Raw genomic sequence first — 13,310 nt, 5'->3', positions numbered from 1 at the left:
ACATCACCGGGCGGTCAGGACTTCTTGCGCGGGCCCGCCCCGTCCTCGGTGGGTTCGCGCAGGAGCGTGTCGATCCGGATCGCGGCCGCGGCCAAGTGACCGCGGGCTTCCGCGAGCTGGGCGTCCGTGACGCCACGGTCCCGCGCCGCGTCCCGGATGTCGTCGCGGAAGCGGTCCAGCAGGCGGTCCAGGTCGCGAGCCGGATCACCCGTGGCGGTCGTGTCCGCGGCCCACTCGATGTCCGGGGCCGCAGGGTCCGGCCTGCTGAACGAGGGCCAGCTGCCGGTCCTGGCGAAGCCGCCCAGCTGGCCGGTGATCTCGGCCAGCCCTTCGCGCACACCCGTCGGCCAGTCACCGCGGGCGAAGTGCTCCTGCACCTGGCGTGCGGCGTTCTGCATCTGCTCGCGCGCCTTCTCGTGAGCCTCCTGCGCCTGGCGGCGGGCCTGGTCGGCGTCCTCCCGGGCGCGGCGGGACTCCTCCTTCGCCCGGCGGGCCTGTTCCTTCCACTCCTGCTTGGCCTTGCGCAGCTCCTCCTTGGCAGTGCGCCAGGCCTCGCTCTCGCGGAAGCCGTCCCCGAAGTCGGGCTCCCAGCCGCTCCGTCCACTACTGGCCGTGTGCCGTGACTCGGACGCCGCCGCCCGCATCTCGCTGCGCAGCTTGCCCGCCGCGCCGCGCACGTCGTCGCGGATCTCGGCGGCGAGCCCGGAGACCGACTCCCCGATCTCCAGTTCCAGGTCGGCCAGCTCGCCGCCACGGCCGGCCAGCTCGGCGCGCCCGGCATCGGTGATCGAGTACACCTTGCGGCCGCCCTCGGTGGCATGGGTGACCAGGCCCTCGGCCTCCAGCTTGGCCAACCGCGGATACACCGTGCCGGCCGACGGCGCGTACAGCCCCTGGAAACGCTCCTCCAGGAGCCGGATCACCTCGTAACCATGGCGCGGGGCCTCGTCCAGCAGCTTCAGGAGGTAGAGGCGCAGACGGCCGTGGGCGAATACGGGAGGCATGTCAGAGCACCTTTCCGGTCGGCTCGGGGTCGAGCAGGTCGTCGTCCTCGGCTGGTGGGCGGCGCAGCAGGGCGATCGATCCGGAGACGGTGGTCGCCTTCAGCTTCCCCGTGCCCGCGCCGAGTGTGCCGGTGATCTTCTTCGCCCCCCACTGGCCGCCGACCCGGAGGTCCTCGAAGGCGTTGGAGACCGCACCGCTCGCGGTGTTCGCCTCGACCTTGGCGTCCGCGGGGTGCGGGAGCCGGATGGCGACCTCGCCGGACACCGTGGTCAGCCGAATGTCGGTCGGCTTCCCGGACGTGCCGAGATCGAGCACCATGTCACCGGTGACGGACTCCGCCCGGACCGATGTGCCGGCCCCGTCGACGACCGTCAGATCGCCGGAGACGGACTGGAAGTGGAGATCGCCGGTGACTCCCTGCGCCTCGAGGCCGCCGGAGACGGTTTCGGCGCGGACCGAGCCCGTGAGCCCGACCAGCGTCGTGTCGCCCGAGATGCCGCGCAGCTCCGTGCGCCCCTGGATCCCGGAGACGACGGCCCCGGCGCCGATCACTCCGACCTCGACCGCCGCGCCGGACGGCACGGCGAGCGAGACGACGGCCCGGCGGCGCGGCGCCTTGCGGTCCAGCCAGGCGAGGAATCCCTTCCACTGCAGGTCCTCGTAGGCCACGGTGATCGTGCCGCCCTGCTGGGTCACGATCACGGGCGGGCCCTCGATCTCGGAGACCTCCAGGTGGGCTGTCGCCTCGTCGGTGCCGACGACGTTGACGGCGCCGTCGACGATGCGCACATGGAGCGCGGTCACGGGCTCGTCGAACGTGAGCTTCTGCGGCTCGGCGACGTTCCACCTCGACTCAGGCATGAATCCGACCTTCCTTGGGGTGCTGGACGACGCAACATATCGCGTCTCCTGGGAACACGATATATCGCGGGTTCTCGAAGTCAAGGGTGAATCCGGGAGGAGGTCGACCGAGGGAGGGGAGGGCCGGGTGGGGAAAGGTCAGGCAGGGGTGGGGAGGAGGGAGGGGTGGCCGAGTGGAGGAAGGAGGGCCGGGGAGCGTGCCCGAAAGATCTGTAAAGGCGCCATATGTACGCAAACTGCCCTAGCGTATGGACCATGACCGCGACATCCGTGGGCGCCCTGGTGCTGTGCCGGGCCGACCCCGAGACCGTACGGCCCCTGGCCCACCTCCTGCAGGAGTCCATGCTGCTCGTGCCCGCCGGGGAGGGCTGGAGCGCGCTCGTTCCCGAAGGGAAGCCCTGGCAGCGGGACGGCCACGAGGCCGACGCCACCGCGCCGGGCGAGGCGGGCCCGGAGCCCGTCGACCGGGTCGTCGGCGGCTGGGCCACCGCACTCGCCGTAGGCTCCGCCTGGCCTTGTCTCGCCCTCTGGTGGGACAGGGAGAGGGCCGGCTACACGCTGGCGGCGGGTTTCCGCCGCCCGGTCGGCTACGTCTGGCTGGCCGACGGCACCCCCGTAGGTGAGGACGAGGCCATGCGGTCGTTCGCCGCCCGGCTGGGGCTCGATCCCGTCCTGGACGGAGAGGCGCTCGACACGCTCACGCGCGCGGACCCGGAGGCGGACGCCGAGGCCCGGCTGGCCGGGCTGCTGGCCGTGCTCGTCCGCACCGGGCTGTCGCTGCCGCCCGGACTGGTCCCCGGCGAACCCGCCGACCGGTTGCGCGCCTCCGCCGGGGCCCACCGTGAGGTGCGACAGATCGAGTGGGGCGGCTGGCGCGATGCGGTGCGGGTGGAACTCGACGCCGTCGAGAGCGGCAGCCTCGGCCCCTGGATGCTCGGCCCGAAGGCCCGCGCGGTGGCCGCGGCGCAGGTCGCCGCAGGGCTGCCGCTCACCCTGTGGGGGGCCCGCCGCCGCAGCGGGGGCTGGGTCGCGGCCGGCCTGCTCCTGCTGGTGCAGGGCGTGCTCGGGCTGGCGTACGACAGGTTCAGGGGGCGGGCGTCCGGCGGGGCGGCGGGCCCCGCGCGGTGACTACTCGTCCTCGTCCTCGTCGTCCAGCCGGGCCAGCCAGGTCGCGAGGCGCTCGACGGGAACCTCGAAGTCGGGGTTGAGATCGACGAACGTGCGCAGTTGTTCGGCGAGCCACTCGAAGGTGACCTCCTCCTCGCCGCGCCGCTTCTCCAGTTCCTCGATGCCACGGTCCGTGAAATACATGCCTGTGCTCGCTCCGGGTGGGGACGGTAGTAGTCATTGCAAGGGTATGGCGTCGCGCGAACCGCCGGACGGCGGTCCCGGCCGTCAGCTCCACCGAGAGTCGGCTCGGCCCGCAGCCCGGCCGAGGGACGCCTGCCGTAGCCACCACCGAGGGCCCGGCCCCGCGATCGACTCGCGGGGCCGGGCCCTCGGTGGTGTACGACAACTGGCCGGGTCGCCGGGAGCCTCGGCCCTCGACGTCCCTGGGATCAGGCCTCGAACACCTCGGTGACCAGCTGGGTCTGCTCCGCCTGGTGGCGCTTGGCCGAGCCGACCGCCGGGGACGAGCCGTGCGGACGCGAGATGCGGCGCAGGCGCTCACCGTGCGGGACGTCGGCGCCGACGGCCAGGTCCAGGTGGTCGATCAGGTTGAGCGCGATGAACGGCCAGGCACCCTGGTTCGCCGGCTCCTCCTGGGCCCACAGGTACTTCTCGGCGTTCGGGTACTTGGCGATCTCGGCCTGGATCTCGGCACCCGGCAGCGGGTACAGACGCTCCAGACGGATGATCGCCGTCTCCGTGTCGCCACGCTTCTCGCGCTCGGCGTCGAGGTCGTAGTAGAGCTTGCCGGCGACGAAGACGACCTTGCGGACCGCTTCGGGCTTCACCGTCTCGTCCCCGATCACCGGGCGGAAGCCGCCGGTGGTGAACTCCTCGACGCTCGACGCCGCCGCCTTGAGGCGGAGCATCGACTTCGGCGTGAAGACGATCAGCGGCTTGTGGTGCGGGTTGTGCACCTGCCACCGCAGGAGGTGGAAGTAGTTCGACGGGAGCGTCGGCATCGCGACCGTCATGTTGTCCTGCGCGCACATCTGCAGGAAACGCTCCGGCCGGGCGGACGAGTGGTCCGGGCCCTGGCCCTCGTAACCGTGCGGCAGCAGCAGCGTGACGCCGGAGGTCTGGCCCCACTTCTGCTCGGCCGAGGAGATGAACTCGTCCACGACGGTCTGCGCGCCGTTGACGAAGTCACCGAACTGGGCCTCCCAGATCACCAGGGACTCCGGGCGGGCCAGCGAGTAGCCGTACTCGAAGCCCATCGCCGCGTACTCGCTGAGCAGCGAGTCGTAGACGTTGTAACGGGCCTGGTCCTCGGAGAGGTAGAGCAGCGGGGTGTAGTCCTCGCCGGTCTTCTGGTCGACGAGGACGGCGTGACGCTGGCCGAACGTGCCGCGGCGGGTGTCCTGGCCGGCGAGCCGGACCGGGGTGCCCTCCATCAGCAGCGAACCGATGGCCAGGGTCTCGCCCATGCCCCAGTCGATCGTGCCGTTCTCCACCGAGGCGGCGCGACGCTGCATCTGCGGCATCAGACGCGGGTGGACGGTGATCCCGTCGGGGATGTTGACCTGGGACTCGGCGATCAGCTTGACGACCTCCGAGGACACCGAGGTGTTCACGGCGACCGGGAACTCCGCCTGCACGTCCGGGACATGCGGCTGGGACGGCGCCGAGGTGGCCTCACGGACCTCCGCGAAGACCTTCTCCAGCTGGCCCTGGAAGTCCTGGAGGGCCTGCTCGGCCTCTTCCAGCGTGATGTCGCCACGACCGATGAGGGACTCGGTGTACAGCTTGCGCACCGAGCGCTTCTTGTCGATCAGGGTGTACATCTGCGGGTTGGTGAACTCCGGGTTGTCGCCCTCGTTGTGACCGCGGCGGCGGTAGCAGATGAGGTCGATCACGACGTCCTTGTTGAACGTCTGCCGGTACTCGAAGGCGAGGCGCGCGACGCGGACCACGGCCTCCGGGTCGTCGCCGTTGACGTGGATGATCGGCGCCTCGATCATGCGCGCCACGTCGGTGGCGTACATCGAGGAGCGCGAGGACTCCGGGGCGGCGGTGAAGCCGACCTGGTTGTTGATCACCACGTGCACGGTGCCGCCGGTGCGGTAGCCGCGCAGCTGCGACATGTTCAGCGTCTCGGCGACGACGCCCTGGCCGGCGAAGGCCGCGTCGCCGTGGAGCGCGACGGGCAGGACCGTGAAGTCCGTGCCGCCCTTGTTGATGATGTCCTGCTTGGCGCGGGCGATGCCCTCGAGGACCGGGTCGACGGCCTCCAGGTGCGAGGGGTTGGCGGCCAGCGAGACCTTGATCTGCTCGCCGTCCAGACCGGTGAAGGTGCCCTCGGCGCCCAGGTGGTACTTCACGTCGCCGGAGCCGTGCATCGACCGCGGGTCGAGGTTGCCCTCGAACTCCCGGAAGATCTGCGCGTACGACTTGCCGACGATGTTCGCCAGGACGTTCAGCCGGCCGCGGTGGGCCATGCCGATGACGACCTCGTCGAGGCGGGCCTCGGCCGCGGAGTCGATGACCGCGTCGAGCAGCGGGATGACGGACTCGCCGCCCTCCAGGGAGAATCGCTTCTGACCGACGTACTTGGTCTGCAGGAACGTCTCGAACGCCTCGGCGGCATTGAGGCGGCGCAGGATCCGCAGCTGCTCCTCGCGCTCCGGTGCCGGGCGCGGACGCTCCACCCGGTCCTGGAGCCACTTGCGCTCCTTCGGCTCCTGGATGTGCATGAACTCGATGCCGGTGGTGCGGCAGTACGACTCACGCAGGACACCGAGGATGTCGCGGAGCTTCATCATCGTCTTGCCGGCGAACCCACCGACCGCGAAGTCGCGCTCCAGGTCCCACAGGGTGAGGCCGTGCTCGGTGATGTCCAGGTCGGGGTGCTTGCGCTGGCGGTACTCCAGTGGGTCGGTGTCGGCCATCACATGACCGCGGACCCGGTAGGAGTGGATCAGCTCGAAGACCCGTGCGGCCTTGGTGACGTCGTCGTCGTGCGAGGCGTCGATGTCCTTGAGCCAGCGGACCGGCTCGTAGGGGATGCGCAGCGCCTTGAAGATCTCGTCGTAGAACTCGTTCTCGCCGAGCAGGAGCTGGGCCAGGACGCGCAGGAACTCACCCGACGCGGCACCCTGGATGACCCGGTGGTCGTACGTCGAGGTCAGGGTCATGACCTTCGAGATGCCCAGCTTGTTGAGCGTGTCCTGCGAGGTGCCCTGGAACTCGGCCGGGTAGTCCATCGCGCCGACGCCCATGATGAGGCCCTGTCCGGGCATCAGGCGGGGCACCGAGTGGACGGTGCCGATGCCGCCGGGGTTCGTCAGCGAGGCGGTGACGCCGGTGAAGTCGTCCATGCCGAGCTTGCCGACACGGGCGCGGCGGACGATGTCCTCGTACGCCTGCCAGAACTCGAAGAAGTTGAGCGTCTCGGCCTTCTTGATGGCCGCGACGACCAGCTGGCGGTCGCCGTTCGGCTTCACCAGGTCGATGGCCAGGCCGAGGTTGATGTGCTCCGGCTTGACCAGGGTCGGCTTGCCGTCCTTGACCGCGAAGGAGTAGTTCATCGACGGCATGGCCTTGAGGGCCTGCACCATCGCGTACCCGATGAGGTGCGTGAAGGAGATCTTCCCGCCGCGGGCGCGCTTGAGGTGGTTGTTGATGACGATGCGGTTGTCGAAGAGCAGCTTCACCGGGACGGCGCGGACGGACGTGGCCGTCGGCAGCTCCAGCGAGGCGTTCATGTTCTTCGCGACGGCGGCCGACGGGCCGCGCAGCGTCACGTATTCGGGGCCGGCCGGGGCCTCCGTGGAGGCGTCGGCCTTCGCGGGGGCCTCGGCCTTCGCGGGCGCCGGGGCGGCCTTGGCGGGCGCGGCCGCCGGTGCCGCGGCCTTGGCCGGTGCGGTGGGCGCGGACTGGGAGGCCGGCGCGGGAGCCGCCGCCTTCGCCGGAGCGGGAACCGCAGGTGCGGCGGGGGCCGCGGCGGGCGCCTCGGTCCTGGCCGGAGCGGCGTTGTCGACCGAGTTCACGGCCGAGGGGGCCGGCGCCTGGGGCGACGCGGCCGCAGCTGTGGGAACGGGCTTGTCCGCCGTGCCGGATGTGCCCGGCTTGTAGTCGGCGAAGAAGTCCCACCAGGCGCGATCGACCGAATTGGGATCCTGGAGGTACTGCTGGTAGATCTCGTCGACGAGCCACTCATTGGGGCCGAAAGCGGCCGCCGGGTTGGACCCGGAGCCTGCTTCTTGATCGGTCGAGATGCTCGAGTTACTGGGGGACTGAGACGACACGGCGGCAACCGCCCTCTTCCGCTTCACAAGGTGATGGACAGCGGAAATCAAGGCTACGCCTCCCCAGCCGTAACGTGCAGGCCGGGCCGGTCTTCGTCGTGCACATCACATCGGAAGCCGGGTTTCGGCGCATGAAATGGCGGGAAACAAGCGGGGTTCCGCTGCACTTCGGGTACGCGAGGCCGACAGTGCGGCCCCCTGGACCGTATCTCTTCTCGGGCGCAGGGGAGAACGAGGCCCTCCGGTTCGAACGCGGGGTCAAGCGTGTAGCTGTTGGTTCCCCGGAAGGGTGACCTGGATCCGGCAGCCCCGGGCTGATTCGGCCACACCGATGCGGCCGCCGTGCAGATCCACCGCCCACCGGGCGATCGCCAGTCCCAGGCCGGTACCGCCGTCGCTGCCGGGCCCGTGCGGGGACGGCGCCTGGCCCCGGTTGAACCGCTCGAAGACCCGGTGCCGCTCAGGCTCCGGGATGCCCGGTCCCTCGTCGATGACCTCGAGCTCCAGTGACTCGGGGTACGCCCCGCGCCGCGCCAATACCGTGACCCGGCCGTGCGGCGGGCTGTGCTTGACGGCGTTGTCGATCAGGTTGGCGACCACCTGGTGCAGACGCTCCGCGTCCGCGTGGGCCGTCAGCTCCGGCGGCGACACGTCGAGGTGCAGATGGACGTCCGTACGGGAGTGGTTGCCGGAACCGGAGGAGAGCCGGCGCTGCGAGGCCGCGAGATTCGCCTCCTTCAGCACGCCGGAGAGGTAGGGCCACACCTCGAAGCGGCGCGCCTTCAGCGTCACCACGCCGTTGTCCAGGCGTGAGAGGTCCAGGAGGGTCTCCACCAGCCTGCCGAGGCGCTCGGTCTGTTTCAGCGCCGTCCGCATCGTCTCGGGATCGGCGGCGGACACTCCGTCCACCACGTTCTCCAGGACGGCCCGGAGTGCGGCGATGGGGGTCCGCAGCTCGTGGGAGACGTTGGCCACCAGCTCCTTGCGGTGCCGGTCCTCCGCCTCCAGGTCGTCGGCCATGCGGTTGATCGTCTGTGCCAGGTCGCCGAGTTCGTCACGCCGTCCGGCGCCGCTCACCCGCCGCGTGTAGTCACCGTGCGAGATCGACCGGGCCACGGCGCGCATCTCGTCCAGCGGTGCCGTCAGGCCATGGGCCACGAACTGGGTGATCAGCAGCGTGGCGATCACCGAGAAGACCGTGATGAACCGGAATTCGGTCCTGGTCCGCAGGGCGACGATCAGGAGTCCCGTGGTGATGAACACCGAGATCACGACGAGCGTGCCCAGCTTGGCCTTGATCGAGAAAGGCCGCAGTCCGGAGCCGGGCCGGGTCATGGCGCGGGGGTCTCCAAGGCGTACCCGACGCCGTGCACGGTACGGATGCGCTCGGCGCCGATCTTCCGGCGCAGGGCCTTGATGTGGCTGTCGACCGTGCGGGTCCCCGAGGCGTCCGCCCAGTCCCAGACCTCCGCGAGCAGCTGCTCACGGGAGAGCACGGCGCGCGGGGTGTTGGCCAGGCACACCAGGAGGTCGAACTCGGTCGGCGTCAGGTGGACGTCGTCGGCGCGGACCCGCACCCGGCGCTGGGCGTGGTCGATCTCCAGTTCGCCCAGGCGAAGGATGCCGCTGCGCGGGGTGACCGCGGCCAGCGCGGCCCGCTCGACCCGCCGCAGCAGGACGTGGACGCGCGCGGCCAGCTCGCGCATCGAGAACGGCTTGGTCATGTAGTCGTCGGCACCGACCCCGAGGCCGACCAGCATGTCGGTCTCGTCGTCCCGTGCGGTGAGCATCAGCACCGGGACGGGCCGCTGGGCCTGTACGCGCCGGCAGACCTCCAGGCCGTCGAAGCCCGGGAGCATGATGTCGAGCACCATCAGGTCGGGCTGCCAGGCCTCGGCCGCGTCCACGGCCGCCGGCCCGTCCAGTGCGGTCTGCACCAGAAAGCCCTCGGCCCGCAGCCGGGCGGAAATGGCGTCGACGATCGTCGCGTCGTCCTCGACCACCAGCACCCGGCGCTGAGCCCCGGGGGTGGCCGCGACGCCGTTGTGGGTGGTGTGTGTCTGTTCCATCGCCCCGCCCCTGCCCGTTCTCGCGGGGGCCATTCCCCCGGAGGCACGGTTTATCGCTTGTGGATGTCGTCGGTGATCCCTTGTGCCGGTCAGCAGCGTAAAGGCAGAGGACGGCTCTCGGCTACGCAGGGTGTTGTCCGACGTGAAGCCGTTACCCCGGCGGGCACGGCGGAGCGGCGGCCTCGTGCCGCTCGGCCCGTGGCGCGCCGGGTCTGTGGGTACCGAGAGGGGGTTCAGTCGGCGGCGAGTGCGAGATGGACCACGTCCGGTACACCTCGGGCAACGGCTACTTCTTCGGTCCGTACCGCGTGGAATCCGGCATTCCGCAGCGCTGTCTCAAAGGCCGGGGACGGTTGCGCGGACCACACCGCGAGGACTCCGCCGGGGGTCAGACGCGCCCGGCAGGTGGCCAGACCGGTGGGCGAATAGAGGCTTTCGTTGTCCTCGGTGACGGTCCAGTCGGGGCCGTTGTCGATGTCCAGGCAGAGGGCGTCGTAACGCTCCGTGGTCGTCCGGAGGTGATCGACGAGGTCCGCGCGGATGATCCGGGTCCGCGGATCGGCGAGGGCCCCTGCGGAGATCCGGCCGAGCGGCCCCTCGGTGTGCCAGTCCACGATGGCCTGCTCGCGCTCGACGACGCAGATCCGGCCCCACCGCCGCTCGGCGGCGGCGCGGACCAGCGAGAAGCCGACGCCCAGCCCGCCGACGAGCACCGACGGGTCCGGTCGGCCGGCGGGGAGGGCGGCGAGGGCCGCGTCGATCAGCAGCCGTTCGGAGCGCCCGTCGGAGGTGTCCATCAGGAAACACCCGTTGGCGATGATCTCGTAGTCGTCGCCGCGCTCCCGCAGGACGACCTCGCCGTACGGCCCTTCACGCCGGTCGAGGGTGACGGGGCTGGGGGCATGCGTGGCGGACATGGGCGCGGTCTCCGGTCTCCGGTCGGGGCGGGCGGTAGTGATCGGCCCATCCTCCCGGTCCCCGCCCGCCGGGACCAGCAGGTTTCCCGAACCTCCCCCGAAGGGTGGGGCGCTTTCGCGCGTGACCACCGCGGCCCCGCCGTGGGGCCCGGGGGGCCGGGCCGTCCGGCGGCCGGCGCGAAGGGGGTTGTGGCCGCCCCGGGAACCGGCTGCCGGGAATGACGGCGCCTGCCGGGGCGCTGGCGTATGAGCGGGGGCGGCCGCGGGATCCAGGTAGGTGACGTGGTGTCCACGGCGGTGATCGCTGAGAGCGAACAAGGCGTCGGGAACATTCTGAGGCTCACAAGCATTGAGTCGGCATAACTCAACTTGCCTGCCGAAGGGGAGATCATGACTGCTGAGTCCAATGCGTCCCAGGCGTTCACGCCGATCGACCTGCCTGTGCTGCCGCTCGACGACGAGGTCGTCCTGCCCGGAATGGTCGTGCCGCTCGACCTGTCGGACGCGGAGGTGCGCGCCGCCGTGGAGGCCGCCCAGGCGGTCGCGCGGTCCGGGGGCGGCAAGCCCGAGGTGCTGCTCGTGCCGCGTATCGACGGGAACTACACCGGCACCGGTGTGCTGGGCACCGTCGAGCAGGTCGGACGGCTCTCGGACGGGGACCCCGGAGCGCTCATCCGGGCACGCGACCGGGTGCGGATCGGTGCGGGGACCAGTGGCCCCGGCAGCGCGCTGTGGGTGGAGGGCACCCGGATCGGGGTGTCCCTGCCCGACCCCCTGCCCGGTTCGGTGGCCGAGTTGGCCAAGGAGTACAAGGCGCTCGCCACGAGCTGGCTGAAGAAGCGCGGCGCCTGGCAGGTCGTGGACCGGGTCCAGCAGATCGAGGACGTCTCCGCCCTCGCCGACAACTCCGGGTACTCGCCCTTCCTGACCACCTCCCAGAAGGTGCAGCTGCTGGAGACCGTGGACGCGGTCGCCCGCCTGAAGCTCGCCATCCAGTGGCTGGGTGAGCACCTCGCCGAGCAGGACGTGGCCGAGTCCATCGCCAAGGACGTCCAGGAGGGCGTCGACAAGCAGCAGCGCGAGTTCCTGCTGCGGCGCCAGCTGGAGGCCGTGCGCAAGGAGCTCTCCGAGCTCAACGGCGACCCTGAGGACGAGTCCGACGACTACCGGGCCCGTGTCGAGGCCGCCGATCTGCCGGAACACGTGCGGGCGGCCGCCCTGAAGGAGGTCGACAAGCTCGAGCGCGCGTCCGACCAGAGCCCCGAGGGCTCCTGGATCCGCACCTGGCTCGACACCGTCCTGGAGCTGCCGTGGACCGAGCGGACCGAGGACGCCTACGACATCAAGGGCGCACAGGAGATCCTCGACGCCGAACACGCGGGTCTGCAGGACGTGAAGGAGCGCATCACCGAGTACCTCGCGGTGCGCAAGCGGCGTGCCGAGCGCGGGCTGGGCGTGGTCGGCGGCCGGCGCGGCGGCGCCGTGCTGGCGCTGGTCGGGCCGCCCGGGGTCGGCAAGACCTCCCTCGGAGAGTCCGTCGCACACGCCATGGGGCGCAAGTTCGTCCGTGTCGCGCTCGGCGGTGTCCGGGACGAGGCGGAGATCCGCGGCCACCGGCGTACGTACGTCGGCGCGCTGCCCGGACGCATCGTGCGGGCGATCAAGGAAGCCGGATCGATGAATCCGGTCGTCCTGCTCGACGAGATCGACAAGGTCGGGTCGGACTTCCGGGGCGACCCGGCCGCCGCCCTGCTCGAGGTGCTCGACCCGGCACAGAACCACACCTTCCGCGATCACTACCTGGAGGTCGAACTCGACCTCAGCGACGTGGTGTTCCTGGCCACGGCCAACGTTCTCGAAGCCATCCCGGAGGCCCTGCTCGACCGCATGGAGCTGGTCCGCCTGGACGGATACACCGAGGACGAGAAGGTCGTCATCGCCCGTGACCACCTGCTCCCGCGTCAGCTGGAGCGGGCCGGTCTCAAGACGGACGAGGTGAGCCTCGACGAGTCCGCGCTGCGCAAGCTGGCCGGCGAGTACACCCGGGAAGCCGGCGTACGCAACCTGGAACGGGCTGTCGCCCGGCTGCTCCGCAAGGTCGCGGCCCAGCACGAACTGGGCGAGCGTCACCTGCCTTTCACGGTGACCGAGACCGATCTGCGGGGTCTGATCGGCCGGCCGCACCACGTCCCGGAATCCGCCCAGGACCCGGCCGAGCGCCGGACCGCCGTGCCGGGTGTGGCCACCGGGCTCGCGGTGACGGGCGCGGGCGGCGACGTGCTGTTCGTCGAGGCGTCGCTGGCCGACCCGGAGACCGGTGCGTCCGGACTGACCCTGACCGGCCAGCTCGGCGACGTCATGAAGGAGAGCGCGCAGATCGCGCTGAGCTTCCTGCGGTCGCACGGCGCGGAGCTGGAACTGCCGGTCGCGGACCTCAAGGACCGGGGTGCCCACATCCACTTCCCCGCGGGCGCGGTTCCCAAGGACGGCCCGAGTGCCGGTATCACCATGACGACGGCGCTCGCCTCGCTGCTCTCCGGGCGGCTGGTCCGTACGGACGTGGCGATGACCGGCGAGGTCTCGCTCACCGGACGGGTGCTGCCGATCGGCGGCCTGAAGCAGAAGCTGCTGGCCGCTCACCGGGCGGGAATCACCACCGTGGTGATTCCCAAGCGGAACGAGCCCGACCTGGACGATGTCCCGGCCGAGGTCCTCGACACGCTGGAGGTCCACCCGGTGACCGATGTCCGTCAGGTGCTGGAGATCGCGCTCGCCCCGGCCTCCACCAGGGCGCAGGACAGGATCCCGGCCGCGGCGTAGGCGCCACGCAGTGACGGGCGCGGCGCCACGGACACGGCCGGTACGGACGGCCCGCTTCTCCCGCGAGGGAGGGCGGGCCGTTCCGCGCGCCAGGGACGCACGGCCGTGCCGGACGGGCCTCAGGGGCGGTACACCGTGCCCGGCTCCGGCTCCGCGGGGTCACGGAGGTGCAGCCGTCCGCCCGCAGCGCGTCGATGATGCCCGGCACCGGCACGGCGCAC

The 13,310-nt window shown here is 71.0% G+C and carries 9 protein-coding genes; 2 read left to right on the top strand and 7 right to left on the bottom strand.

Features of this window, described 5'->3' with window-relative positions; genetic code table 11:
* Positions 1–14 precede the first annotated feature (14 nt).
* A complete protein-coding gene (locus tag QFZ58_RS12470) occupies positions 15–1,004 on the bottom strand; it encodes a PadR family transcriptional regulator (RefSeq protein WP_307124995.1) in 990 nt (329 codons plus the stop codon).
* 1 nt (position 1,005) lies between these two features.
* Positions 1,006–1,866, bottom strand: coding sequence for a DUF4097 family beta strand repeat-containing protein (locus QFZ58_RS12465; protein ID WP_307124994.1), 861 nt, complete (start codon positions 1,864–1,866; stop codon positions 1,006–1,008).
* Positions 1,867–2,121: 255 nt separating this feature from the next.
* On the opposite strand from QFZ58_RS12465, the gene QFZ58_RS12460 reads away from it, so the two are divergent.
* The gene (locus QFZ58_RS12460; RefSeq protein WP_307124993.1) at positions 2,122–2,994 is read left to right on the top strand and encodes a hypothetical protein; all 873 of its coding nucleotides are present in this window, start codon (positions 2,122–2,124) and stop codon (positions 2,992–2,994) included.
* Here QFZ58_RS12460 and QFZ58_RS12455 read toward each other — a convergent pair whose 3' ends face one another.
* The 5 genes from QFZ58_RS12455 to QFZ58_RS12435 all read right to left on the bottom strand — a co-directional run bounded on the left by QFZ58_RS12455 (position 2,995) and on the right by QFZ58_RS12435 (position 10,269).
* Positions 2,995–3,177: a DUF6104 family protein gene (locus QFZ58_RS12455; protein WP_003961784.1), complete on the bottom strand. Its 183-nt coding sequence runs from the start codon at positions 3,175–3,177 to the stop codon at positions 2,995–2,997.
* A gap of 248 nt (positions 3,178–3,425) precedes the next feature.
* On the bottom strand, positions 3,426–7,283 hold the full coding sequence (locus tag QFZ58_RS12450) for a multifunctional oxoglutarate decarboxylase/oxoglutarate dehydrogenase thiamine pyrophosphate-binding subunit/dihydrolipoyllysine-residue succinyltransferase subunit (protein WP_307124992.1): 3,858 nt from the start codon (positions 7,281–7,283) through the stop codon (positions 3,426–3,428).
* 258 nt (positions 7,284–7,541) lie between these two features.
* Positions 7,542–8,618 (bottom strand): HAMP domain-containing sensor histidine kinase, encoded by a 1,077-nt coding sequence (locus QFZ58_RS12445; protein ID WP_307124991.1) that lies wholly within the window; start codon positions 8,616–8,618, stop codon positions 7,542–7,544.
* Complete coding sequence (locus tag QFZ58_RS12440) at positions 8,615–9,352, bottom strand: response regulator transcription factor (protein ID WP_014154105.1); 738 nt, start codon at positions 9,350–9,352, stop codon at positions 8,615–8,617. The genes QFZ58_RS12445 and QFZ58_RS12440 overlap by 4 nt, the downstream gene beginning before the upstream one ends.
* Positions 9,353–9,585: 233 nt before the next feature.
* Complete coding sequence (locus QFZ58_RS12435; RefSeq protein ID WP_307124990.1) at positions 9,586–10,269, bottom strand: spermidine synthase; 684 nt, start codon at positions 10,267–10,269, stop codon at positions 9,586–9,588.
* 390 nt (positions 10,270–10,659) lie between these two features.
* Between QFZ58_RS12435 and lon the strand changes: the two genes are divergently transcribed.
* Positions 10,660–13,089 carry an endopeptidase La gene (lon, locus tag QFZ58_RS12430; protein ID WP_307124989.1) on the top strand — a complete coding sequence of 810 codons (2,430 nt, stop codon included), beginning with the start codon at positions 10,660–10,662 and terminating at the stop codon, positions 13,087–13,089.
* Positions 13,090–13,310 lie beyond the last annotated feature (221 nt).

Source organism: Streptomyces sp. B1I3, assembly GCF_030816615.1.
Lineage (GTDB): Bacteria > Actinomycetota > Actinomycetes > Streptomycetales > Streptomycetaceae > Streptomyces.
This window is presented reverse-complemented; position numbering and strand designations above follow the sequence as displayed.

Bases quoted from the DNA above. Each gene is read 5' to 3' on its own strand.
- QFZ58_RS12440 (WP_014154105.1), bottom strand. From the start codon at position 9,352: ATGGAACAGACACACACCACCCACAACGGCGTCGCGGCCACCCCCGGG.
- QFZ58_RS12470 (WP_307124995.1), bottom strand. From the start codon at position 1,004: ATGCCTCCCGTATTCGCCCACGGCCGTCTGCGCCTCTACCTCCTGAAG.
- QFZ58_RS12460 (WP_307124993.1), top strand. From the start codon at position 2,122: ATGACCGCGACATCCGTGGGCGCCCTGGTGCTGTGCCGGGCCGACCCC.
- QFZ58_RS12445 (WP_307124991.1), bottom strand. From the start codon at position 8,618: ATGACCCGGCCCGGCTCCGGACTGCGGCCTTTCTCGATCAAGGCCAAG.
- lon (WP_307124989.1), top strand. From the start codon at position 10,660: ATGACTGCTGAGTCCAATGCGTCCCAGGCGTTCACGCCGATCGACCTG.
- QFZ58_RS12435 (WP_307124990.1), bottom strand. From the start codon at position 10,269: ATGTCCGCCACGCATGCCCCCAGCCCCGTCACCCTCGACCGGCGTGAA.
- QFZ58_RS12455 (WP_003961784.1), bottom strand. From the start codon at position 3,177: ATGTATTTCACGGACCGTGGCATCGAGGAACTGGAGAAGCGGCGCGGC.
- QFZ58_RS12465 (WP_307124994.1), bottom strand. From the start codon at position 1,866: ATGCCTGAGTCGAGGTGGAACGTCGCCGAGCCGCAGAAGCTCACGTTC.